This is a genomic window from Phormidesmis priestleyi ULC007 (assembly GCF_001895925.1).
GTDB lineage: Bacteria > Cyanobacteriota > Cyanobacteriia > Leptolyngbyales > Leptolyngbyaceae > Phormidesmis_A > Phormidesmis_A priestleyi_A.
In genome coordinates, this window is the sequence record NZ_MPPI01000026.1 from 40,467 (window position 1) to 64,240 (window position 23,774).

Sequence of the window (23,774 nt, forward strand, 5' to 3'; positions counted from 1 at the left end):
ATTTAGTTAGCTGAATGCGTTACTAGGCAATGGTTTGAGCCTATTTTGACGATAGGTGTTCCGCGCTCCGATTAATTAACTGGAAAGTAATGGAGTTTAATTATGTAATCTTGTTTGAGGATGACAACTTGTTTCGGGGTTCGCACGATCGACCTCTGAAACTATTAGTAGGACGGGATTTCTAGCTCCCACTGTAGCGGCGGCTTTCGGGCTGCTGCTTGAATTGAAACCTGTCTTCCCTCGTGGGTTTATTTCTGTGTCGATCCCGTAGCGGCGGCTTTCGGGCTGCTGCTTGAATTGAAACGGATTACCTGCTCTCAATGAGAAGCAGAAGTCAGGTAGCGGCGGCTTTCGGGCTGCTGCTTGAATTGAAACAACCTGTTTCGGTGCGTCGATCTTTCCCCGGAAGTAGCGGCGGCTTTCGGGCTGCTGCTTGAATTGAAACACCACATACTGACTGGGAAGCACATCCTCCTGAAGGTAGCGGCGGCTTTCGGGCTGCTGCTTGAATTGAAACAAGCAAAGCTTCACGGAAATTCGAGAGGGGAATTTTAAGGTAGCGGCGGCTTTCGGGCTGCTGCTTGAATTGAAACTGAACCAACAAAGCCAGGGAACAGAGAATCAAGTCGTAGCGGCGGCTTTCGGGCTGCTGCTTGAATTGAAACTGGAAATGTTTCGGCGATCGCTCTGGCTTTAAGTGGTAGCGGCGGCTTTCGGGCTGCTGCTTGAATTGAAACTCCTCGCATTCAGCGCAACACTCGCCCCACGATTAGGTAGCGGCGGCTTTCGGGCTGCTGCTTGAATTGAAACTCTAATATCATCGATAGGGGTTCGCACTTCAAAGCGTAGCGGCGGCTTTCGGGCTGCTGCTTGAATTGAAACGGTTAATCCGACGTGGTAGACGAGGACGCAGGTAGCGGCGGCTTTCGGGCTGCTGCTTGAATTGAAACCAGGATATTGTCATCGGGATTGACCCTGGCAAGAAGTAGCGGCGGCTTTCGGGCTGCTGCTTGAATTGAAACTCGCGAAACTAGACAAGATAAACTACCCCACCGCATAGACGTAGCGGCGGCTTTCGGGCTGCTGCTTGAATTGAAACTTCAGACCTGGGAGGAACAAACAGCAAGCGGTTTTAACGTAGCGGCGGCTTTCGGGCTGCTGCTTGAATTGAAACAGGGACAGGATGGATTCACGTCGGTTAATCCGACGTAGCGGCGGCTTTCGGGCTGCTGCTTGAATTGAAACGAATGGAGGGAAGAGAGCGATCGAGAATCTGTGCGGGTAGCGGCGGCTTTCGGGCTGCTGCTTGAATTGAAACATGAAGCTCGATCAGGCGATCGGTGGCTTCGGTGTGCGTAGCGGCGGCTTTCGGGCTGCTGCTTGAATTGAAACAAGAGTAGGCGCGATCGTAAAGCTGTTGTTATCTCGTAGCGGCGGCTTTCGGGCTGCTGCTTGAATTGAAACAGCCCCAACTCTTGACGAACGTTTTTGAAGGTGCGCCCGGTAGCGGCGGCTTTCGGGCTGCTGCTTGAATTGAAACCCCACTTGCGGAATGTGTACCTCATTCATCCCCGCCGTAGCGGCGGCTTTCGGGCTGCTGCTTGAATTGAAACAGCAACGCAGAGCGAAACACTTTCACCCCCCAGCACGTAGCGGCGGCTTTCGGGCTGCTGCTTGAATTGAAACTTGACTCACTGGCTAAATACATCGAGGCTTATAAACGTAGCGGCGGCTTTCGGGCTGCTGCTTGAATTGAAACATACAAATCCTTCATAAGTACAGTTAATTTGGAAGTAGCGGCGGCTTTCGGGCTGCTGCTTGAATTGAAACAGTTCTTTTTGCAACCGATCGCGCGCCGCATTCCCTGTAGCGGCGGCTTTCGGGCTGCTGCTTGAATTGAAACGCGCAACACAAACTTACGCAACTGATTGTAGACCGTAGCGGCGGCTTTCGGGCTGCTGCTTGAATTGAAACTGTCTAAAAATTTGCAGAATGTTGCCGAAGTCAAGTAGCGGCGGCTTTCGGGCTGCTGCTTGAATTGAAACGAGACCATTTCAGCCTCAAAGCCGCGCAGACGGAGTAGCGGCGGCTTTCGGGCTGCTGCTTGAATTGAAACAAAGCATCTTTGTCTTTGCCGTCTTTGCCACCATCGTAGCGGCGGCTTTCGGGCTGCTGCTTGAATTGAAACCGGCAAACCTTTTGCACCACTCAGGTTTGCAGCACTCGTAGCGGCGGCTTTCGGGCTGCTGCTTGAATTGAAACTTAGGAATTTACAGACAAGCGGTGGCTTGTTCAGCGTGTAGCGGCGGCTTTCGGGCTGCTGCTTGAATTGAAACACGACCTCAAGGGCGTTTACGAGTCGATCGAGCGGTAGCGGCGGCTTTCGGGCTGCTGCTTGAATTGAAACTTTCTCAAGACTCGATCGCTGCGAAAGTCTCTGAGGTAGCGGCGGCTTTCGGGCTGCTGCTTGAATTGAAACCTCTTGTTTGACTAAAAGATCCTGTTTCCTTTCAGGTAGCGGCGGCTTTCGGGCTGCTGCTTGAATTGAAACGGAAGAGTGAGAGTATTTTCGGAACTTTCTTGTAGCGTAGCGGCGGCTTTCGGGCTGCTGCTTGAATTGAAACAAGTGAAATGCCAAAGCGAAGACTGCTTTTAATGCGTAGCGGCGGCTTTCGGGCTGCTGCTTGAATTGAAACAGCTTAACTCTAGAGGTAGAAGAGGTGACTCTTGGTAGCGGCGGCTTTCGGGCTGCTGCTTGAATTGAAACGTGCAGATGCACGGTTAGAGGAGGAATCCAGCGAGTAGCGGCGGCTTTCGGGCTGCTGCTTGAATTGAAACTTTCTCTATGCTCCCTTTGCGATTGCCCAACTCGTAGCGGCGGCTTTCGGGCTGCTGCTTGAATTGAAACTGGCAGAGGCGACCGTGAATCGGCGGCTGGCTGCAATCAAGTAGCGGCGGCTTTCGGGCTGCTGCTTGAATTGAAACACTAACATCTTGAACGCGGGCAACTTGGGCGATGGCGTAGCGGCGGCTTTCGGGCTGCTGCTTGAATTGAAACGAAATCGTGGGCGGCTTGCAGTCGAGCGGCGTGAGTAGCGGCGGCTTTCGGGCTGCTGCTTGAATTGAAACCAATATAAGGAGCGGTCGAAGAGTGGGTAAGGCATCGGGAGTAGCGGCGGCTTTCGGGCTGCTGCTTGAATTGAAACTTCCAACACAAAGATCGAGAATTGAGGTTGATTGGGTAGCGGCGGCTTTCGGGCTGCTGCTTGAATTGAAACAGTGATTGGTCGGCGGGGGTTACAATCTCGATTCTCCCAGGTAGCGGCGGCTTTCGGGCTGCTGCTTGAATTGAAACAAGCCATGCAATCTTTGGCTTATTTAGAATCCACGTAGCGGCGGCTTTCGGGCTGCTGCTTGAATTGAAACGCTGCTTGAATTGAAATGAATTGAAATGAATTGGAACTTAAGCTGGATAGAAGTAAAAAGTAATTGCCAAAACAAGATAGGTTGCCAAGAGCAAGGCTCCTTCAAGCCAGTTTGATTTTCCGTCTGAGATCGTTGAGTTACTGAGTAACACAGCAACACCAACCGCGACCAACTCAAACGGGTTGAAGCTCAAATCCATCGGTTGACCCAAAACGAAACCTGCTAACACTAAAACCGGAGCCACAAACAGCGCAATTTGTAAACTCGACCCAACCGCAACTGCCATTGAAAGCTCCATCTTGTTTTTCATGGCGACGGTTACGGCAGTGGCGTGTTCTGCCGCGTTACCAATGATTGGCAGCAAAATCACTCCGGTAAACAGAGGGGTCAAACCTAACTGGGCGGTAGCTGCTTCCAAGGCACCCACGAGCAGTTCCGATTCGATCGCAACCAGCACTGTAATTCCCAGCAGCACCCCGACCCAAAACCACAGATGGCGCTGATCGTGAGAAGCCGATGTGGGTGTCGCCTCTGTGCTCTCGCAAGACTCGATCGCAGCTAACTCCAGGTTATATAGATGAGTATGCGTCCGCATCGAAAACAGCAGCATCAGCCCATACACTAAAATTAATACGATCGCGACTGCGCTAGAAAGACGCTGCATCGTAGGTTCAGGAATGCCACCTGCGAGCAGGTTTGCCGCAGTCGGGAGCAAAATGGCGATCACCGCAAGATTCAGCGAAGAAGCATTAACCCGTGCCGCCGTTTGATGAAACACTTGTTCTGGGTAGCGAAGCCCCCCAAGCAGCATCGAAAAACCTAGCACGAGCAACAAATTGCCGATGATCGAGCCAGTAATGGTGGCTTGAACGACATCAACTAACCCGGCTTTAAGTGCAATCAGGGCGATAATCAGTTCAGTAGCATTGCCAAACGTTGCATTCAAGAGACCGCCGATCGTCGCCCCCAAAACGACAGAAAGTTCTTCAGTCGCCGTTCCCATCCAGCCAGCGAGGGGCACGATCGCCAAACCTGAAGTGATGAAGACAGCAAGTTCTCCCCACCCTAAAAAGTGGGCAGCGATCGAGATTGGCACAAAGACCAACAGGGCCGTAAAAATGGATTCTTTAGTTAGCATCGTTGTAAACGATAGCAGACTTCTCTTCATCAAGAACCTGAAATGAGCGCGATCTTCAGCTTCTGAAAATTCTGGTAGCCACCAAGGCTAAGGCGTGGGGCAACTGGGGTAGAGGTGCCAGCCTTCGGTTGAAATATCTAGATCTTTGATCAGACCTGTTTGCAATTCGAGCACCCAACCATGAACTTGAGGCGCACGATCTTCCCGCAAGGCATTCCGCATAATTGAGGTTTGGTAGAGATTCTTGACTTGAGCTTTGACATTCAACTCAGCGAGGCGATTTAGTTTGCTTTCGCGGCTAGACAGTTCGTCAATTTCCTCTCGATTTTGCAGATACAGTTCTCGAATCGGGTTGACCCAGCTATCGACAAGCACTGCCGTGACTCCTTCAAAAGCAGCCTGAATCCCGCCGCAATAATAATGACCACAGACCAGAATGTGCTCAACATGCAGGTAGTCGATCGCATACTCCAAGATTGACAAAAGATTAATATCGGTTAGGCAAACCTGATTGGCAATATTGCGGTGGACAAAAACTTCACCCGGTTCGGTTTGCATAAACTGGGTCAGGGGTAAACGGCTATCTGAACACCCAATATAGAGATAGCGCGGGGTTTGTCCGACCGATAGAGTCTTGAAGTAGTTGGGATCAATTTGCTGCTGTTGAGCCGCCCACGATCGGTTATTCTGCAAGATCTCCTCAATGCGGCGATGATTCATCGTTTGTCGACAGTCATAAATGTAAAGAAGACTTTGAACGAAACCATGAACTACAAGCCGATCACGGCTTTAGAGACACAGCATAGAGTCTTTACTATAGTATCTGACTCCAGACGAACCCGATGCCTTTGGTTGACTATTCTCAGTCGTCTTATTTTGTAGAAAAAGACTGCTAAGAGCTTCGTCGCAAAAGATATCCCAGTTTTTTGTTACCTTCCAAAATAGACCGATCGGCTTTTTTGTGCAATTCTGAAAGAAGCTTGCCCCGCAATATGCGCCTGATTAAGAATCTATGGCAATTACCAATCGCCCCCCCCAAGCCGAAACCGAAACCCGAACTCGCATTCTTAAATCTGCGCTAAAGCTCTTTGCCCGTAATGGTTATGATGGCACCACGACCCGCGATTTAGCCGAACACGCTGGAGTCGCCGAAGGCACGCTGTTTCGTCATTTTGCCAATAAGAAAGCAATTTTGGTCGAGATTGCCACCCAGGGATGGATCGAGATTCTCACTGACCTCTTGACCGAGTTGAGCGAGATGGGCAGCTATCAGGCAGTGGCGCAAGTGATGCGGCGACGGATGCTGCACCTGCACCAAAACGCAGACATGCTCAAAGTTTGCTTTATGGAAGCGCAGTTTCATCCCGATTTGCGTGAACATATTCAGTCAGAAGTGATTAACAAAATGACTGATGTGGCAGAAGCTTTTTTTCAAACTGCGATGGATCGAGGCGTTTATCGTCAGATGAATCCTAAACTGGTGGCGCGAGTGTTTTTGGGCATGTTTGCGATCGCAGGCTTCAGTCAAGACACTATCATGCAACCCAATAGCTCCCCTGGTGAAATGAAGGAAATGGCAGAAGGGTTAGCCGATATTTTCTTAAACGGGGTCTTGGCACCTTAGCGATCGTGAATTAAATAAGACCCGGATTTGCCCTCACCCCAACCCTCTCCCCAAGGAGAGGGAGCATGAGTCGCGGTTCCTCTTCTCCTTGGGGAGTATGTCAAACCAAACTAATTGCAGTTGACCGTTAGCTCACTTTGTTCTGTGAATCAACCTCTCCCCGCTCTGACTGAGACAACCCCTACCGATTGGCATGGCAGCTTATGCCTGGAGTTTGCAAACCGTCAAGGTTCGACTCAACTCATTCACAGTCAGACAAAAGCACCTCTAAAGATACAACGCCCCTTTTATCCAGAGGGATCTGAGGTTTGTCATAGCGTGATTATGCACACGGCAGGCGGAATCGTGGGGGGCGATCGGCTGTCCCTCGATTTTCGCCTCAAATCTAAAGCTCACGCGCTGATCACTACGGCCGCCGCCAGCAAGATTTACAAAACCAACGGTAGAGAAGCCAGGCAAGTCGTTCAGGTAGACGTAGCCAGCGGAGCCTGCTTGGAGTGGTTTCCGCAGGAAACGATCGTCTTCAACCAAGCGGTCTATCGGCAGGAAATGCGGGTGAATCTCGCGCCTGATGCCACTTGGCTTGGTTGGGAAATTACCCGATTTGGTCGCAGTGCTAGGGGCGAACGGTTTATCGAAGGCGAGTGGCGATCGCACACTGAAGTTTGGCAGCACGATCGCCCGATTTGGGTCGATCGTCAGTGGCTTCCGGGCAGCGAGGCGTTAGTCACCAGTCTTCACGGGTTGGCAACCTGTCCTGTGGTGGGCAGTTTCGCCTGGATTGGGCGATCGATCGATCCAGAAATCATCGAAAAAGCGCGTTCTGTCTGGGCGGGTAACGGAGAAATCGGCGTGACTCGCTTGATGTCTGGGCTACTGTGTCGCTATCGAGGTCATTCTACAATGGAGGCGCGACAGTGGTTTATTGAAGTTTGGCGACTGGTGCGAGAGTTGTATTGCGATCGTGCTATCTGCGTTCCAAGAGTTTGGCAACAATAACGGAGGACATGATGAACCGCAAACTTCCGATTGAAATTCCTTCAGATAAAGTTGCTAGTTTTTGCGATCAATATCACATTCTGAAGTTATCTCTATTTGGTTCTATCTTACGAGAAGATTTCAACCCTGATAGTGATATAGATGTTCTAGTCGAGTTTGAACCGAATCATGTTCCTGGATTAATTCGATTAGCGGGCATGGAAATAGCGTTAACAGAAATCTTAGTCCGCAAAGTCGATTTGAGAACCCCTGAAGATTTGAGCCATCGTTTTCGCCAAAAAGTTCTTGACCTAGCTTTGGTACAGTATGTTCATTGACGATTCAGTTTTGTTAGCTGAACTTGAGACTATTGTTAGTAACGATACCCAAAAATAGAAATGCAATTAACTCCCCAAGAAAAAGACAAACTGTTGATTTTTACGGCGGCGCTGTTGGCAGAACGACGAAAAGATCGGGGCTTAAAGCTCAACTATCCAGAAGCGATCGCTTACATTTCTGCGGCAATTTTAGAAGGCGCACGAGAGGGTCGAACGGTTTCAGATCTGATGAGTTATGGCACCACATTGCTAACTCAAAATGATGTGATGGATGGCATTTCTGAAATGATTCACGATGTGCAAGTTGAAGCCACGTTTCCCGATGGAACAAAGCTGGTCACGGTTCACAATCCCATTCGTTGAGGTGATTTATGATTCCTGGAGAAATGTTTATTGATGACGGCGAGATCGAACTGAATGCAGGACGCGAAACCGTTAAACTCAACGTGGCTAATCAAGGCGATCGCCCGATTCAAATTGGCTCTCACTTTCACTTTTATGAGGTGAATTCGGCATTGGAGTTCGATCGAGAACGAGCGCGAGGAATGCGGTTAGACATTCCGGCTGGAACGGCAGTCAGGTTTGAACCGGGAGACGATCGAGAGATTACGCTAGTTCCGCTGGCTGGCACCCGCGAAGTGTATGGATTCAATGCCAAAATTGAAGGCGCACTAGACGGAAAATCCAAAAAAGCGAAGAAAAAATCCAAACACTCATAGTTTCAGGCGAACCAAATTTTATGTATCGACTTTATAGCTTTCCTCCTTCAGGTAACTGTTATAAGTTGCGATTGTTTTTAACGCAGCTTCAAATTCCATTTGAACTTGTCTCGGTCAATCTGCTCAATCAAGAAACTTATCTACCAGAGTTTTTGCAAAAAAATCCGAATGGGAAGGTGCCAGTTCTCGAAATAGAACCCGATGTATTTCTGACCGAATCGAATTCGATTTTGATCTATCTTGCTGAAGAAACTGATTTCTTTTCCCGCGATCGCTTAGAGCGAAATCAAATTCTAAAATGGCTATTTTTTGAGCAGTTTAGTTTAGGCGCAAATTTATCTCGTCCTCGGTTTTGGATCACAGTTGTTAAACAAGCCGAGCAGTTTGCGCCTCTGATTGCTTATCACCAACGCTTGGGCAACGCTGGACTAGGCGTGATGGAACAACATTTAACCACACACTCGTTTTTTGTCGGAGAACGCTACACGATCGCTGACATTGCCCTTTACTCCTATACTCATGTTGCCCATGAAGGCGGATATGACTTGAGCAAGTTTCCTAATATTCAAGAGTGGTGCGATCGGGTTCAGTCTCAGCCCAATCACATCCGAATTGATCAAAATTCTCGCTCCTTGTTAGGTTAACTTCTAAGAAACACCCTCTGGAACGCCCCCTAAATCCCCCACAAGTGAGGGACTTTGAACTGAAAATCTGGGTCTGAAGTCCCCCAGCATGGGGGATTTAGGGGGCACAAGCACTCTACAACGAAGCGAACAACCTCATCGAACTGACGTTAAAGTTAACCGCTCAAACTGGAAAGGAATACACGATAGCTAGGATCGCTCTAATCCATCCGTCTCTCTACCCACCTCGGCAACTCTACTCGAAACGTTGACCCTGCTGCTAACTGGCTTTCAACGCCAATCGTGCCGCCCATCATTTGCACCAGCCATTTGGTGATTGCCAGCCCTAGCCCAGTGCCCCCGTGACGGCGAGTGCTCGATTGGTCAAGCTGACGAAACTCCTCAAAAATGCGAACCAGGTCATCAGGCGCGATGCCGATTCCAGTATCACGAACTGAAATCACCAGCCGACCGTTTGCCAACCCCCAGACTTCGACCTCGATCGTCCCAACATCTGTGAACTTGATTGCGTTTGACAACAAGTTGACCAATACTTGGCGCAAACGCGCACTATCGTTAACTACCCAAGGGTCTTTAAGATGAGAGTTCACGCTTAAGAGCAACTGCTTTTGATCTGCCAGCGATCGTAACTCTGAAGTGGTTGCGGTCAAAAAATCAGAGAGATTAAATCGTTCCAGTTTTAGTTCTAACCGTCCGGCTTCAATTTTTGAGAGGTCAAGAATATCGTTAATCAGAGCTAACAAATTTTTGGCATTGTTGAGAATGCGATCGACCATTTCTAAGTGGACTGGGCGGAGTTGACTTTGCCGCAGCAAGAGTTGAGAAAACCCCATAATGGCGTTCATCGGAGTTCGCAACTCGTGAGACATGGTGGCTAAAAATTGTGACTTGAGTTGTGCCGCTTCGATAAGTCTGAGGTTTTGTGATTGGATCTGCTGACGCTGATTTTCTAACGCCTGATTTTGCTGCGCCAGAATTGCATTTTGCATCTCTAGCCGTTCTTCCCGTTCTTCTAGAGCATTGATTAGTTGAGCATTGTTCAGCGCGATCGCTGCTTGCTCTCCAAACGCGACCAGCATTCGCGAGTCATCTTCATCAAATGCGGTGTTGCCTTCCCAGTTTCCGATCGCAAGTACGCCTAAACGACCTGCTTGAGCCGACTCGATCGCCACTGCACAGAGAGACGAAGGCAGGTGATCAAGAGAAGCGTGAGGGGTCAGAAGTGAGTCATGATCGGGCGCGATCGGATGCGAACTGGGTTGAATTAAATGGGTCTTCCCTGTCACAAACACGCGTCCTAACAGTCCTTCTCCTGGCGAAAACGCTTCATTGATCGGGAATTCGTCCAAATCGAGTCCAGTTGTTGCGGTTAACTCTAGCTGTTGAGTTTGGGGATTTTGAAGCACAATCAACCCAAACTCAGCGTTAGGAATCGCATCACAAATCGCATCGATCATGGCTTGCAGCAATCCGGGTAGATCGGTCAAGCGCTGATTGAGTAAGTCGGTTAGGCGTTGCAATATTCTTAACTGTTGCTGTTGTTCGCCGAGAATGACGATCGCTTTGCGGAGGTTTTGTTCGGCTCTTTGAGTCGCTTGATAGAGACGAGCATTGTCAACGGCAAGCGCGGCTCGACGGGCAAGATCTTCTGCCAGTGATAGATCTGTTAAAGTGTAGTGTCGGTTTGACTCGACTAAAGCAAAGGTAATCACCCCCAAAATTCGCTCTCTGGCCAGTAGCGGCACTATCATGGCAGACCGAAATTTAAAGGCTTTTAATTGTTCATATTGTTCAGCATTTTGAGTCTGGTTGACCAACAGGTGATCAGAGACTTGGGGATAGAACTGTGACTGTCCAGTTTTCAACACGACTGCAATGCTGTCAGAAGAATTGAGATCGAGCGGGTAACGTTGTCGATAATCTTCAAAGGCAGCGACTTTCTGCGGATCTGAATGGAACAGGGCAACTAACTGGGTCTGCTCGTCTTGCAGCGTGTGAATCATGCACCAGTCTGCTAGATAAGGCACTGAGAGTTGAGCGAGATTTTCTAAAATAGTTGAAGCATCTAGAGAAGAGGTCAGTAACGTGCTGGCATTGGCTAGAAAGCGCTGAGAATCCTCGGCGCGTTTACGATCGGTGATATCTAAAAAGGCACCGACACAGCCCCGTGAGTTAAATGATTCATCAAATAGAGGGGCAACCTCTGACAAGAGTGTGACGCTTCTGCCATTCTGCTGCATCACCTCAAGTTCAACGCCGGAGATTGAAATGCCTAATTCCGCCGATCGCTGCATCGGTAACTCTGCTGCATCAAGTTCTCTGCCGTTTTGATAAATTTTGAAGGGAAGTTGCTCGGCATCAGAACGGCTTTTAGAGGCATTCTCTCCAAGTGCGATTCCTAACTGAGCGCTCATGCTAGCGTTAACTCTGATGTATTGACAAGCGGCATCTTCTGCGATGGCAATTCCGATTGGAATTACATCCAACAACGTTTGCAGTTCTGTAACTCGATGTTCTAGATCGCGATTTAGTTGAACGATCTTTTCTTGTGCCTGTTTGCGTTGCGTAATGTCACTCACAATGCCCGACATCCGAAAAAGCTGACCTTCCTGATTACATTGGGCTTTGCCTCGCGAGGTGCAGTCAATATAGTTGCCAGACCCGTGTTGCATCCTAAACTCAACATCAAACGGGGCGGACTGATGTAAATGCGCCCTTATGGCTTGTAAAACCCGATTTTGATCGTCTGGGTGAATGAGTTGAAAGAAAGCACTTTGAGCCGTTCCGAGGGTTTCTCGCGATCGCCCCACAATCTCTAACATGCGATCGTTACAAAACACCTCGTCGTCACAGATAGACCAGTCCCAAATGCCATCATTTGAGCCTTCTAACACCAGTCGATATCGCTCTTCACTCGCGCGGAGTTTTTGGGTTGCTGCGGCAGTTCTTTGCTCGGCTCGATTCACCCGCACCGCGCTCCATAAGCTGCGAGATAAGTTTTCTGGCAGCAGCTTGTTAGACAGATAATCATTTGCACCTGCCTTCATGAGTTCTACGGCAAGCTGCTCGTCGCCCTGCCCAGTCAGCACAATCAGCGCGATCGCAAATTCACAATGACGAATCTGTCTCACTAGACTTAGCGCATCACCATCTGGCAACTGATAGTTGATCAAGGCGCAATCAAAGACGGCTTGCTCTAAGATGGCGATCGCCGATGCACAGTTTTCTACCTCCACCGTCTCTCGAATTTTGACACCCGCAATCAGCAACGATCGACCCAGCGCCGTTCGAGCTACGGCATCATCGTCAACTAAAAGAATCTTGAGGGAGTCTTCTATCACAGCATTTCACACAACGTCTAAATATTTGTCTAAATATTTGATTGTTTAGGTAGATTTGAATCGTTTATCAACTCTCTTTTCTTTCAAAAATTTGACATCTGTAAATATTTGTTTTCTATAGCTTTACATACCTGATTAAAGAATCCATCGACCCTTAGTAGAATCGACCACTCTATCAAACGGAGGGAAACCCTCCACAGGGTTGAGCGCTTGCTGAAGGAACGGAGGTAACCAATTTCCGGTCAACAGAAGCTGGTACAATTTAACCAAGCGCGAGATCGGGGTGGCGACCCATACAAGATATCCATAGAGAGGCAGACTCTTTTGCAGTTTCGACTTCTGGTAATTCTTTTCTCTGTTCGTTAAGTCGGCTACCCCTTGTCGATATAAATTACGTATATATCATCCGTGACGGAAGTATTCTTGGTAAAGTAAGAAAATCCTCGGATGACTTAATATTCTTTTTAAGCATCAAAACGGGTTCTTGGGTAAAATTCAAGAAGGTTGCCGATGGGATAAGTGGTGCCCAACCAAGCTCCGCAATTTCTTTGCAAGCTTGTAGGGCGATCGCGCTCCGATCACTAACCTCCTAAAGAGGTAAGTTTCTCCTCGATTCTGCCTTTAAAATCCATAACGTACCGATTTACATTTGTGTGATTGCCATCTACCCCGGAAGCTTCGACCCGATTACGTTTGGGCACCTCGACATTATCAAGCGAGGCAGTCACCTCTTCGATCGGGTGATCGTGGCAGTGCTTCGCAACCCTAACAAGACCCCTCTTTTTACCATTCAAGACCGCATGCAGCAGATTCGTCGGGCAACTCAACCGCTTGCTAATGTAGAAGTTGATAGCTTTGAGGGGCTAACGGTGACTTATGCCAAACTTCGGGGTGCCAGCGCTCTGCTGCGGGGGTTACGCGCCATTTCTGACTTTGAGATGGAGTTGCAGATGGCACACATCAACAAAACCTTGTTCGATCAGATCGAGACGGTTTTTCTCACCACCTCCAATGAATATAGTTTTCTCAGCAGCAGTGTGGTTAAAGAAGTCGCCAAATTTGGCGGTGCGATCGATCACCTCGTCCCACAACACGTCGCCTTGGATATCTACAAATGCTACGCCAAGAATCCACTAGCACCAACCCCGACGGACTCCATCCCAGTCATGGAAGCGCCCAAAATCGACCCACCTACCGAGAAGATTCGCGAGTAGGCACACCCGACATTCAGCAAGAACTCAATCGGATCGAGGAGATGATTCTCGACAGCCCGCGTGTGCTTTGGAGTCGGCGCACCCTGATCGATGAGGAGCAATTTCTCGATCAGCTTGATTTGGTGCGATTGAGTCTGCCAGAAGCTTTTCACGAAGCAGAAGAAATCGTGCGTCAAAAAGACGAACTCTTGATGCAGGCAGAGCAATATGCCCATGAGTTGATCGAGGAGGCTGAACGCCGCGCCGCTCAAATCATGAATGAAACGGGGATCATTCATCAAGCCGAGCTAGAGGCGCAGCAGATTCGCGCTCAGTTGCAGCAAGAGTGTGAAGCGGTTCAAGAACAAACGATCGCTGAGATTGAACGCACTCGCCGTCAGGCCCAGCAAGATCTTGAAGAAATGCGGCGATTGGCGATCGAAGAATGTGAAGACATCCAAAACGGGGCCGATGGCTATGCCGATCGGGTGCTTCGTGATATGGAAGCGCAAATGGCAGAAATGCTGCGAATCGTCCGCAATGGTCGGCAACAGCTACAAATCAATCAGCCTGATGTGCAAGCATCTCGCGCCAAAGAAAGTGTAGGACGAGCCAACCAAGCAGGAAAGGGTGGAGAGCGAAAAAATTGAGTAAAAACTAGAACTGGCAGATTCAGACTTCTTCGCTCTTCAGTCGCTCAATTTCTTGGTAGGCACGTTGGCAGCGATTAAACACATCGGCTGAAATCACCCCATCGCCAAAGCACAGTTGCTCGTGGGTGCGAATCAACGTTTGATAAGCCTGAGATTGAGGAAGCGGTTGCACGACTTGCAAGTATTCGCCATCCGTCCGGCTGAATTGATGAGGCACCAGTTTCGTATCATTCAATCGTTGCAGCATCGCCATATAGAGCGCACGACAAGCCTCCCGATAGTTGCCCTGACGCTGAAACTCTTGCATCTGACGAATCCAGCCTGCAACCGATCGTTCCTCTTCTTTTGAGGCTGACTTGTGGAGTTGCCATTTCGCATCTTGGGCGGACGATCCCGCCCAATAAGGCGCAAGCAGCCGAACGAGTTGCCAACTTAACCAGAGCGTTGCCGAAAGCACGATCGCCCAAAACATCGCCTCCAAAAGCCAGGTTGGAAATGACCAGTTTGGAATCTGAGGCAGATTTGGGGAGTTTTGAGGAAATCGCGCCTCAATCCATTCTCCAACGCGCTGCGCCAACTGCTGAAGCTGCCAGCCCAAACTATTTTTGTCAAAGCTATCCGCAGCCATTCGGTGCTCCTTAACGTTGAAAAAGTCTCCGCCAGAATAAGTGCGTCACTTGAGTGACACACACACTGAGAAGACTTTATTATATTCTGTCTACTTTAAGAAGCTGCTGACTAGCCATAAAACCACAAACGTCACCAGGCTGACAAAGATCTCTGCCCCTAGCTGAACTGGGAGATAGACTTTTAGGAAGCTTTCTAGCACTGCACCGATCGCAAACCCTAACAGCAACCCACCCAAACCCAGCAGAACTGCCTTCCCCAACTTTCGCTCTTTGCGATAAAGGAAATACAAAGTAGACCCCACACTAACCGCCATTGCCAGTTGCAGCACAGCATCGGTCGGAGAAAGCACTACCAACCCACCTAAAAGAAACTGCACCCCGGCAGGCAAGGCAATATCGACTTTGCCCGGGGTATCGACCAAGTTTGTCAACCACTCAGGAGAACTCTTGGGCAGTGCAGGCATTGCCGAAGGAGATGCCTGAGCCAATTTTTCAGGGAAACGAATCCGATCGGGAACGGGAATCTTCCCTTCCTGACGCATTTTGAGGCGTTCCATTAACACCGAATCATAGGCAGCTTCTATCTCCAGTCGCTGCTTTTCATCACCCGCAGACGCTTCTAACAGCCGACTGCGGGCACTTTGGATCTCCTCAAAGGTTGCCCCTTCAGGGACTCCAAGCTTTTCGTAGGGATTTCGATCGCTCATCTGCTATTACTCCACCTTCTCTCCAAGGTAACTTAGCGCGACACGGGTCACAAGCTTTTTTGAGGAAACCGTAGCTTATCAAGCTATTCTAGTCAAAACCTGAGGCATACTAGTGCTGATGGCAAATTTATCCTGTGTAATACAGATATAGATATCATTCTATCTAGTTCTGCAAGTTACCCTTAGTTTCCACCACTACCCTCTCTCAACGCAAGGTTATGGTCATGGCTCCAGCCAAGATTCTCGTAGTAGACGATGATCCCGCAATTCGGAAGTTGATCCATCGCTATCTCACCCAGCAAAGCTACCAAATGGAGTCTGCTGAAGACGGTAAGACTGCCTTGGCGATGTTTGAGCAGTTCAACCCTGATCTCGTCATTCTAGATGTAAATCTTCCCGATGCCAATGGCTATAATCTCTGTCAAGAGATGCAGAGCCGCACGGGGGTGTTTGTGCTGATGTTAACCAGCCGCACTGATGAAGCAGACAAGATTCGCGGGTTTAGCCAAGGTGCCGATGACTACATCACTAAACCGTTTAGCCTGGGTGAATTAGGCGTTCGAGTCGGCGCAATTCTAAAACGTCAGAGAATTGTGACCACCGCCGAGCAGCAATGTCTCATATTTGACAAGCTGGCGATCGACCCTGTGCGCCGTGAGGTCAAGCTCAACGAAGACTTTGTGCCCTTGACCGCGCTGGAATTTGACTTACTTCACTTCTTGGCGAGTCATCCGGGTCGGGTGTGGCGACGAGCCGAATTGATTCAAGAAGTCTGGGACTACGAATACGTAGGCGATCAGCGTGTGGTGGATGTCCACATCGGTCAGATTCGCAAAAAGATTGAGATTGACACGAGTCAACCCGCGTTGATTCAAACCGTCCGTGGAGTTGGCTATAAGTTTGAGTCGCCGCCTGCTGCTGGCTAAGGATCGTGAACTACATAACTACAGGAATCTGCGTACGGGCATGGCACAGCCGTGCCCAATAGCGTTGCAAGTAACGAAATTATTTATCCACGATCCTTAATCCAACGTGAGTTCGACGAGTTTTTTCGCTTCGTTCTCAGCGGCTTCAGCCCCCTAAATCCCCCCATTTGGGGGACTTCAAGCCAAGATTTCTGGTTCAAAGTCCCCCAATTTTGGGGGATTTAGGGGGTTCTCCTGAATTCATAGTGCCTTCGGATCAGCAAAGCTGTTCAGAGTGAACCACTTCTATCGCACTCACATTCAGTTAAATTACTTAGAAAACTGTTTCGGTTTCAAATTGCTTATGGGAAATTACCGAGAATAAGTAACAGGGCGAAAGATTCACCAGAGACTAGTTTAGGGGATTTAAGCTTCATCGATAGTTTGCTTGAAATAGGGGTACTCTCAATAAGAATAAAACATTTAGATGTATCGGAAACTCTCCGTAGTAAAGCACGGTTGGCGATCGCAGCCCACAAAGCTACATCCGTCTCTGAATGTTGGCTTCATTTTTTATCCCTGGAAAGAAACCCAATGTCTTTTGAGCTTCCTCGATCGGCTACGTCTTCTGCTGATGTGCTGTCTACCGCTAACCTTACGCCTGTCTTAGACAAAGCCAGTTTGACTACTTCTTTAACGGGGTTGGGACGAGCTAATCAATCCCTTTTGTTTGTCGATCGATCGGTGGCTGACTATCAGCAGTTGGTGTCTGGGGTGGCACCGGGCACCGAAGTCCACATCCTCGACTCCAGCCAGGATGCTGTCACCCAAATTACCAACACGCTGCTGGGGCGGCACAACATCAGCAGTTTGCACATTGTTTCCCACGGGGAAGACGGTGGACTGGACTTTGGCAGTAGCGCCCTGAACCTGACCGATCTGCCGCAGTACGCCACCCAGCTCAAGTCCTGGAGCAAAGCGCTGACCAACGATGCGGACATTCTGCTCTACGGCTGTAACGTTGCCGAAGGCGAGCTCGGTCAAGCGTTTGTACAAATCATCAGCCAGTTAACTGAAGCTGATGTTGCTGCCTCTAACAATCTGACAGGGGACAGCACTCAGAGGGGTGACTGGACGCTAGAGTATCAGTCTGGGGAGATTGAAACGGTGGCACTGGCGGCAGCAAACTACCATTCGGTGCTGGCAAACTTCACGGTGATGAACACATCGGATGGTGGAGTCGGATCGTTGCGAGATGCCATTTCTCAGGCAAACAACCTTGCAGGAGCCGACACCATCACCTTTGATGCAACCACTTTTGCCACTGCCCAAACGATTCGTCTGCAATCAGAACTGGTGATCAACAGCGATGTGAGCATCACTGGAACCGGGCAGAGCAACCTGACAATTAATGGTGATGCCAACAATAGTGGCACGAATGATGTTGGGGATGTGCGGGCGTTGTTCATCAATTCTGGTACGGTAACACTGCAAGATCTAGCTGTTGCAGGTGGACGAGCCCAAGGCGGCAAGGGTGGCGATGGCTATAAAGGTGGCGGCGGCGGGGCTGGATTGGGCGGTGGCTTGCTGGTTAATAATGGCAACGTCACGCTCAATAGAGTTGTATTCAATGACAACCGAGCGATCGGTGGTCAAGGTGGAGCAGGTGTTATTAGCCAAACCTATAGTGGTGGTGGTGGTGGTGGTGTTAGCGGCAATGGCAGCAACACGAGTGGTGGTCCAGGTGCCTCTACTTCCAAGGGTGGTAACGGTGGCACTAGCGGCAACTTAGGTGGCAGTGTTGGCATTGGGGCGCTAGGCTCTGGCACTTCAGGCGCGACAAACGGAGGAACAGGTGCAGGCGGTGGTGGTGGGGCCTCAGTTCCCCCCTACAATATCAATGGAAACGGTGGTAATGGTGGGTTTGGCGGCGGCGGCGGCGGTACGGAGTATAATAACGGTGGCAATGGAGGTTTTGGTGGTGGTGGTGGTGGTGGAGCTACCGCGGCTGGTTTAGGTGGCAGGTTTGGTGGCCACAGTGGAGCAGGTGGGTTTAACTACGGCGGCGGCGGCGGTGCTGGCTTGGGCGGTGCCATTTTCGTTCGCGCTGGCTCCCTATCACTTAATACCGTTACCTTCACCAATAACAGTGCAGTTGGTGGTGCAGCAGGCAGTAACTTCGTTCAACCGGGTCAAGGTCAGGGCGGCGCAGTCTTTGTTTTCGATGGTACGCCTAGCCCTAACGGCAACAACGATGGAATACCTCCAACCACACCTACTGCAAGCGGAACCAATGTGTCTGGTAGCGGCAATACAGCAGCGAATGGAGGTGGTAGTCCCACTACCAACAACGGCTTCGGCATTAATTTTGCGATTGTTCCTCCCAATGCACTACCCAGCATTACCCAATCTAACAATGCTCTTTCCTACACTGAAAATGACTTAGCCACTGTTCTTGACACCACTGCCACCGTCACTGATGCTGATTCGGCTAATTTCGATACAGGTACGCTAACGGTGAGCTATAGCGCCAATGGCACGGTAGACGACAGACTCGCCATCCGCAACCAGGGCACCGGCACTGGAAAGATTGGCGTATCGGTCAGCAATGTCACCTATGGAGGCACCATCATTGGCACGTTCGCAGGCGGTACAGGCACCACACCATTGGTCATCACCTTCAACGCCAGCGCGACCCCTACTGCCGCCACTGCGTTACTGCAAAACCTTACCTATGCCAATGTGTCTGACGCACCGACTGCCTCTCGTACTGTGCAGCTAGTCATCACCGATGGCGATGGTGGCACCAGCACTGCCGTTACCAAAAACATTAATGTGACCGCTGTTAACGATGCGCCGACGATCAGCACTAACACGTTGAGCCTGAGTGAAGGTGGCAGTGTGGTGCTCTCTAGCAGCAATATCAACGCCACTGACCCCGACAATACCGCCGCCCAACTGACCTATAGCGCCACAAACGTGACAAATGGACGGTTTGAGTTTGTGAATGCGCCTGGAACGGCGATTACCAGCTTCACTCAGGCACAAATCAACTCGGGTGCCGTGCAATTTGTCCACGATGGCAGCGATACTCCTCCTGCTTACAGCTTGAGCCTCAGTGATGGTTCGGCAGTCAGCACCCCTAGCACGGTGGCGGTTCCCACTGGTGGACTCGCCAACGTCAACGATGCCCCGACCTTGACTAGTAATGCCACGCTAACAGCCGTTTCACAAGATACCACCAATCCCAGCGGTAGCAGCCTCACCAGCTTATTTGGCAGTCTGTTTAGTGACCCTGATACGGGTGCTAGTTTGAGTGGCTTGGCGATCGTCGGCAACACCGCCAACCCCAGCACCCAAGGACAATGGCAATACTCGATCAATGGCACCACCTGGACAAATGTCGGTGCCGTTGCCGAAGGTGCGACTGCCCTAGCGTTCTCGGCTAGCACCCTGGTGCGCTTTGTGCCCGTGACCAATTATTTCGGTACGCCGCCTGGCTTGACTGTTCGTGCCCTCGACAACACCTATAGCGGTGGGTTTACCACTGGCACCACACGACTGACGGTAGACACAACGAGCAAGGGTGGCACAACGGCAATTTCAGGTGGCACACCCGCTACTCTCAATACCAGCGTAACGGAGAGCTTGCCTAGCCTGCTGTGGCGCAACGGTAGCACTGGACAGGTTGCAGTTTGGCAACTGAACGGCTTTGCCTTACAAACCGGCTACTTTCTACCCTACGTGGTAGATGGTAGCTGGCAGATCTCGTCAGACAGCGCTGACTTTAACGGCGACGGCATTGCTGACATTCTGTGGCGCCACCAAGTGACCGGGGAGAACGTCATTTGGGAGATGAATAACACTGGTTTACAAAGTGGTTCCTTGATCTATCAAGTGGCAGATACCAATTGGCAGATTGCAGGCACTGCTGACTTCAACGACGATGGTAAATCGGACATTCTCTGGCGCAACAAGGCAAGCGGCGAAAACGCCATCTGGCAGATGAATGGCGCGGCGATCCAAAGCGCCGATGTGATCTATCGGGTAGCCGATACCAATTGGCAGATTGCGGGCACTGCTGACTTTGACGGCGACGGTAAATCGGACATTCTCTGGCGCAACAAGGCAAGTGGCGAAAACGCCATCTGGCAGATGAATGGCGCGGCGATCCAAAGCGCCGATGTGATCACCAGCCTCGCGGATGTGAACTGGCAGATTGCGGGCGTTGCTGACCTCGGCAGCGATCGCACACCCGATATCCTCTGGCGTAACCAGCAGACTGGGAAGGAGATGATCTGGAGAATGAGTGACTCCAGCTATGCACAAACTTATGAGCTGCCTGACGTGAGCGATCCCAACTGGATCGTGAAGCCTTTCGTGGCAGATTTAGAGACTGCTGACCTACTCCTGTAGAACCTAAGTCTCGCTGTTAAGGAAAGGGGTAGCTACACGATCGTGCAGCTACCCCTTTCCTAATGTCGGCATTCCCGTCGCAATCAGACTAGAAACAACGCCAAGTTAAGACTCCAGCAAGGTTTGCACAAAGTCATATAGCTCGACCTCGGACTGATCCTGCATCTGTAGATCTTTGAGGTCGATCAGTCCTTGTGCAAGCTCGGTCGATCGCCCTTTATAAGTGTTGTGAGCTGCCACCAAATCAGTAAAAACTTCTCGCTCAATGTGCAATCTTGACATTTCCTCTGACAAAGGAGAGGCATACTCAACCGTATCCACTTCATACTTCAGCAGAAAAATCAAGGCTCCTGTGAGTTCTTTGAGTTGCTGCTGAAGTTTCTTAGTATCGAGATCTAGGCGATCGAAGCCGACTTGTCCTTCGATTCGCAACTCTACCATCACAGCTTGATCAGGAACAATGCGCTGAGATTTGATCGCCGATTGCACTTGAGCGATCGCCGCTTCCTCAATTTGTTCTAGGCTTTCGTCGCCTCGTGCTTTGATCTGCAATCGCACCCAGGGTCGCTGATAATAATCTTGCTTAAGTTCGGCGTGAATGCCGTCTGGGGTTAGCTCGACTAGATAGACTCCGCGATCGTATTTTGACTCTTCGACGCTATTTGCCTCGGTCGAGCCGGGGTTAAACACCCACCCTTGTTCACTATAGTTTTTGTGAATGTGACCCAGCGCTAGATAGTCAATTCCTGCCTCTTTTAGCGGCAGCAAATCGTTATAGCGCAAGGCTCCCTGATATCGAGCAATCTGCCCTTCTAGCCCGTGATGAAACAGCATCACTGAGTAGCTCGGACTTGCGGGAAGCTGTTGAATTGCGTTGGCTAAAGACTCGATCGCTTTGGGTGCAGACGCGCCATACCACTGCGAACCCAACACCCGAACGCCGCAATCGAGATCGATGTAGCCCCCAGCTTCGCCATCCCACATTTCGTAGATCACCTGTCCGTCTACGGTTTCTGGCTCTAGCAGGATTATTAATTCATCTTGTGCCAAATATTTAAGCCAGTTGGTCTGAGTGCCATAGGGTCGATTGTCGTGGTTGCCTTCAATCACCATCACTGGAATCTGATGATCTTTGAGCATCTGAAAGCAAATCTTTGCTTGGTTGAGAACATTGGGCTGAATGGTGCGGTGCTCAAACAAGTCACCCGCAATCACCACAAAATCGACCTGAGCGTCGATCGCATATTTTTTCAGCGCATCTTCAAACGCCCTAAAGAAATCTTTGGTGCGCTCTTTGCTGTCGTAGCGATCGAAGCCCAGATGAACATCAGCTAAATGGAGAAAGCGTGGCATAGCAAATTAGTACTTCAGCATTAGTCTATGAGTCACTAACCCTCAAGATACCGCTAATTCACGCTGATGCCCCACTTCCAGCTAAAGCTGCCCGAATAGCTTCAACCCGTTGGCGATTGACTCCTAAATCAGATTTGCCTAGACGGGCTGCCGATCGCACGTGAATCACCCCCGCAGTTTTGTCTAAATAAAACTCGACATCATCGACAAATCCCATTAGTTTACTCGCAAACTCAGCATATAAGTAGTTCTCATTCTCCGTCACGATTTGAGTCCGAGGCATTGATTGAATGGTCTGCTTCAAATCAGCAAACGCTTTTTCTGGCGTTGACGTGTAGCGAATTGGGTCAATCTTGTGTCCGGCATCGGTGCTGAAACTGTTGACGCAATTGGGAGAGTCAGGGCAGGCTGCAAGCGCGCCGTTCTGAACCCCTAGATTATTAGGACGAGTGCCCGAAAATGAAAATAGTGCCATGAGTGGAGGGTGGGATAAATGGGTGGAAGATGCTGCGACTGTAGTTGAAAGAGATAGCCAGGTGACGATCGTCAAAACCAATGAGAGCAAAGAAGCCTGAATTCGCTTAAAAGATAAATACCGCATAAGAGATTTTTTTGACAGATTTAAACCGTTAAAAGCGCGAATTGTAGGGGCATGGCACTGCCGTGCCCATTGTCTTTGCAAGTAACCAATACTATTCAATCCACCATATGCAGTCTACCAAGGTTAGTTTTATGAATCGGAATTGAGGCGTTTAACCACCCAACTGGATGCGCCGCTTACGATCGCACCTGCCATGAGAATTCCGATCGCCGGGGTAAACACAGGCTCCCAAAGTTTATACCAAAGATCTAACCCCAACGGAACCTTAGCGCCGCGACCAATCACCGCCACCGTCAGCCACGCAAAGCTAAGCAGCACTAGAAACAGATCTAGCATCAACACAAAATTAAGCCATTTAAAGAACTGATCTTTCACGAGTTTTTTTTGCTCTCTGCTGCGGGGAAAGGTTCTTCTTTAGATTATCAAAAAAGAGGGCTGCCCCTGAAGTCAGAGCAGCCTTTTAAAGTCTATTTAATGTTTTATTGGTCGAGAATATCTACAACTCCTCAACGACTAAAAATTCTTTGTGATGCGATCGCTGTAGATTTTCTGGGTCTACATAATGACAGACCGAATCGCTGATGCAAATTACTGCCCAACCCGACTCCTGGATCTCCATCAGTCGATATCCTGAAGCTTGCTGAACAAAGTAACCTTTGTGATTGCGTGTTCCTGGTTTAACCCCAATATACTCAACAAACATGGCACTCGCTCCTTAAGTTAAGAACAGTTTGCATGAAAGGCTTTCACTCCTCTTCACAGTTGAAATTGGAATGGGTGAGTCGATGAATGGGAACCTTTTCAGATAGCAAGTGGCAGGTTTTTTGAATGCACTTCTCGCACGCAGCACTCAAAAATTATCCTGGATACTAACTGTAAAAGCGTGATGAAAATAGCTCATTACCTAATGTATTGAATACTAGCATTCCCTTTATGAGATATTCATTAAGTTATTAACATAGTGATTACGAAAGATAAACTTGAGTGTTGCAATCTAAGTAGGAGGGTGAAGTTAAATATAAGATAGGAAGACCCTCTAATTAACCCCTCCTTATGCCTGCTCCCCTCCGGATCATTTTGACTTCAGAAGAGGATCGCACGTTAGCTGA

Annotated in this window: 19 protein-coding genes and 1 CRISPR repeat array; of the genes, 10 read left to right on the top strand and 9 right to left on the bottom strand. The window is 49.6% G+C overall.

Annotated features, from left to right (window positions below; all coding sequences use genetic code 11):
- The first annotated feature begins 193 nt into the window (after positions 1-193).
- Positions 194-3,426: a CRISPR direct-repeat array (repeat unit 37 nt; unit sequence GTAGCGGCGGCTTTCGGGCTGCTGCTTGAATTGAAAC).
- A 37-nt stretch (positions 3,427-3,463) separates the two neighbouring features.
- On the bottom strand, positions 3,464-4,564 hold the full coding sequence (gene cax / locus BRW63_RS18810) for a calcium/proton exchanger (RefSeq protein ID WP_244913227.1): 1,101 nt from the start codon (positions 4,562-4,564) through the stop codon (positions 3,464-3,466).
- A gap of 87 nt (positions 4,565-4,651) precedes the next feature.
- On the bottom strand, positions 4,652-5,284 hold the full coding sequence (locus BRW63_RS18815) for a carbonic anhydrase (RefSeq protein WP_073073856.1): 633 nt from the start codon (positions 5,282-5,284) through the stop codon (positions 4,652-4,654).
- A 292-nt stretch (positions 5,285-5,576) separates the two neighbouring features.
- On the opposite strand from BRW63_RS18815, the gene BRW63_RS18820 reads away from it, so the two are divergent.
- The 6 genes from BRW63_RS18820 to BRW63_RS18845 all read left to right on the top strand — a co-directional run bounded on the left by BRW63_RS18820 (position 5,577) and on the right by BRW63_RS18845 (position 8,867).
- Entirely contained in the window at positions 5,577-6,188 is a 612-nt protein-coding gene (locus tag BRW63_RS18820) for a TetR/AcrR family transcriptional regulator (protein WP_073073858.1), read from the top strand.
- A gap of 144 nt (positions 6,189-6,332) precedes the next feature.
- Entirely contained in the window at positions 6,333-7,187 is an 855-nt protein-coding gene (locus tag BRW63_RS18825) for an urease accessory protein UreD (RefSeq protein WP_223257432.1), read from the top strand.
- A gap of 8 nt (positions 7,188-7,195) precedes the next feature.
- Positions 7,196-7,504 (top strand): nucleotidyltransferase family protein, encoded by a 309-nt coding sequence (locus BRW63_RS18830; RefSeq protein ID WP_073073859.1) that lies wholly within the window; start codon positions 7,196-7,198, stop codon positions 7,502-7,504.
- A 60-nt stretch (positions 7,505-7,564) separates the two neighbouring features.
- The gene (ureA, locus tag BRW63_RS18835; protein WP_073073861.1) at positions 7,565-7,867 is read left to right on the top strand and encodes an urease subunit gamma; all 303 of its coding nucleotides are present in this window, start codon (positions 7,565-7,567) and stop codon (positions 7,865-7,867) included.
- 8 nt (positions 7,868-7,875) lie between these two features.
- Entirely contained in the window at positions 7,876-8,223 is a 348-nt protein-coding gene (locus tag BRW63_RS18840) for an urease subunit beta (protein ID WP_073073863.1), read from the top strand.
- 20 nt (positions 8,224-8,243) lie between these two features.
- Positions 8,244-8,867 (top strand): glutathione S-transferase family protein, encoded by a 624-nt coding sequence (locus tag BRW63_RS18845; protein WP_073073864.1) that lies wholly within the window; start codon positions 8,244-8,246, stop codon positions 8,865-8,867.
- Between the two features lie 200 nt (positions 8,868-9,067).
- Here the strand turns inward: BRW63_RS18845 and BRW63_RS18850 are convergent, their stop codons facing one another.
- Entirely contained in the window at positions 9,068-12,208 is a 3,141-nt protein-coding gene (locus tag BRW63_RS18850; RefSeq protein ID WP_223257433.1) for an ATP-binding protein, read from the bottom strand.
- Between the two features lie 653 nt (positions 12,209-12,861).
- Here BRW63_RS18850 and coaD point away from each other — a divergent pair.
- Positions 12,862-13,422: a pantetheine-phosphate adenylyltransferase gene (gene coaD / locus BRW63_RS18855; protein WP_073073886.1), complete on the top strand. Its 561-nt coding sequence runs from the start codon at positions 12,862-12,864 to the stop codon at positions 13,420-13,422.
- Entirely contained in the window at positions 13,323-14,051 is a 729-nt protein-coding gene (locus BRW63_RS18860; protein WP_073073866.1) for an ATP synthase F0 subunit B, read from the top strand. The genes coaD and BRW63_RS18860 overlap by 100 nt, the downstream gene beginning before the upstream one ends.
- A 22-nt stretch (positions 14,052-14,073) precedes the next feature.
- On the opposite strand, the gene BRW63_RS18865 is transcribed toward BRW63_RS18860, so the two are convergent.
- Both BRW63_RS18865 and BRW63_RS18870 read right to left on the bottom strand, forming a co-directional pair.
- Positions 14,074-14,682 carry a DUF4129 domain-containing protein gene (locus BRW63_RS18865; protein WP_073073867.1) on the bottom strand — a complete coding sequence of 203 codons (609 nt, stop codon included), beginning with the start codon at positions 14,680-14,682 and terminating at the stop codon, positions 14,074-14,076.
- Positions 14,683-14,772: 90 nt separating this feature from the next.
- Positions 14,773-15,390: a CPP1-like family protein gene (locus tag BRW63_RS18870; RefSeq protein ID WP_073073869.1), complete on the bottom strand. Its 618-nt coding sequence runs from the start codon at positions 15,388-15,390 to the stop codon at positions 14,773-14,775.
- A gap of 224 nt (positions 15,391-15,614) precedes the next feature.
- On the opposite strand from BRW63_RS18870, the gene BRW63_RS18875 reads away from it, so the two are divergent.
- Both BRW63_RS18875 and BRW63_RS29620 read left to right on the top strand, forming a co-directional pair.
- Positions 15,615-16,316, top strand: a complete 702-nt coding sequence (locus BRW63_RS18875) for a response regulator transcription factor (RefSeq protein ID WP_073073887.1) — start codon at positions 15,615-15,617, stop codon at positions 16,314-16,316.
- 573 nt (positions 16,317-16,889) lie between these two features.
- Positions 16,890-20,711, top strand: coding sequence for a DUF4347 domain-containing protein (locus tag BRW63_RS29620; RefSeq protein ID WP_073073870.1), 3,822 nt, complete (start codon positions 16,890-16,892; stop codon positions 20,709-20,711).
- 105 nt (positions 20,712-20,816) lie between these two features.
- Here the strand turns inward: BRW63_RS29620 and BRW63_RS18885 are convergent, their stop codons facing one another.
- The 4 genes from BRW63_RS18885 to BRW63_RS18900 form a co-directional block, all read right to left on the bottom strand.
- Entirely contained in the window at positions 20,817-22,064 is a 1,248-nt protein-coding gene (locus tag BRW63_RS18885) for a DNA repair exonuclease (RefSeq protein ID WP_073073872.1), read from the bottom strand.
- 58 nt (positions 22,065-22,122) lie between these two features.
- Complete coding sequence (locus BRW63_RS18890) at positions 22,123-22,539, bottom strand: DUF1499 domain-containing protein (RefSeq protein WP_073073873.1); 417 nt, start codon at positions 22,537-22,539, stop codon at positions 22,123-22,125.
- Positions 22,540-22,794: 255 nt separating this feature from the next.
- The gene (locus tag BRW63_RS18895; protein ID WP_073073875.1) at positions 22,795-23,040 is read right to left on the bottom strand and encodes a hypothetical protein; all 246 of its coding nucleotides are present in this window, start codon (positions 23,038-23,040) and stop codon (positions 22,795-22,797) included.
- A 121-nt stretch (positions 23,041-23,161) separates the two neighbouring features.
- On the bottom strand, positions 23,162-23,368 hold the full coding sequence (locus BRW63_RS18900; RefSeq protein ID WP_073073877.1) for a hypothetical protein: 207 nt from the start codon (positions 23,366-23,368) through the stop codon (positions 23,162-23,164).
- Between the last annotated feature and the right edge of the window lie 406 nt (positions 23,369-23,774).

Bases quoted from the DNA above. Each gene is read 5' to 3' on its own strand.
- cax (WP_244913227.1), bottom strand. From the start codon at position 4,564: ATGCTAACTAAAGAATCCATTTTTACGGCCCTGTTGGTCTTTGTGCCA.
- BRW63_RS18815 (WP_073073856.1), bottom strand. From the start codon at position 5,284: ATGAATCATCGCCGCATTGAGGAGATCTTGCAGAATAACCGATCGTGG.
- BRW63_RS18820 (WP_073073858.1), top strand. From the start codon at position 5,577: ATGGCAATTACCAATCGCCCCCCCCAAGCCGAAACCGAAACCCGAACT.
- BRW63_RS18830 (WP_073073859.1), top strand. From the start codon at position 7,196: ATGATGAACCGCAAACTTCCGATTGAAATTCCTTCAGATAAAGTTGCT.
- ureA (WP_073073861.1), top strand. From the start codon at position 7,565: ATGCAATTAACTCCCCAAGAAAAAGACAAACTGTTGATTTTTACGGCG.
- BRW63_RS18840 (WP_073073863.1), top strand. From the start codon at position 7,876: ATGATTCCTGGAGAAATGTTTATTGATGACGGCGAGATCGAACTGAAT.
- BRW63_RS18845 (WP_073073864.1), top strand. From the start codon at position 8,244: ATGTATCGACTTTATAGCTTTCCTCCTTCAGGTAACTGTTATAAGTTG.
- BRW63_RS18860 (WP_073073866.1), top strand. From the start codon at position 13,323: ATGCTACGCCAAGAATCCACTAGCACCAACCCCGACGGACTCCATCCC.
- BRW63_RS18865 (WP_073073867.1), bottom strand. From the start codon at position 14,682: ATGGCTGCGGATAGCTTTGACAAAAATAGTTTGGGCTGGCAGCTTCAG.
- BRW63_RS18870 (WP_073073869.1), bottom strand. From the start codon at position 15,390: ATGAGCGATCGAAATCCCTACGAAAAGCTTGGAGTCCCTGAAGGGGCA.
- BRW63_RS18875 (WP_073073887.1), top strand. From the start codon at position 15,615: ATGGCTCCAGCCAAGATTCTCGTAGTAGACGATGATCCCGCAATTCGG.
- BRW63_RS29620 (WP_073073870.1), top strand. From the start codon at position 16,890: ATGTCTTTTGAGCTTCCTCGATCGGCTACGTCTTCTGCTGATGTGCTG.
- BRW63_RS18885 (WP_073073872.1), bottom strand. From the start codon at position 22,064: ATGCCACGCTTTCTCCATTTAGCTGATGTTCATCTGGGCTTCGATCGC.
- BRW63_RS18890 (WP_073073873.1), bottom strand. From the start codon at position 22,539: ATGGCACTATTTTCATTTTCGGGCACTCGTCCTAATAATCTAGGGGTT.
- BRW63_RS18900 (WP_073073877.1), bottom strand. From the start codon at position 23,368: ATGTTTGTTGAGTATATTGGGGTTAAACCAGGAACACGCAATCACAAA.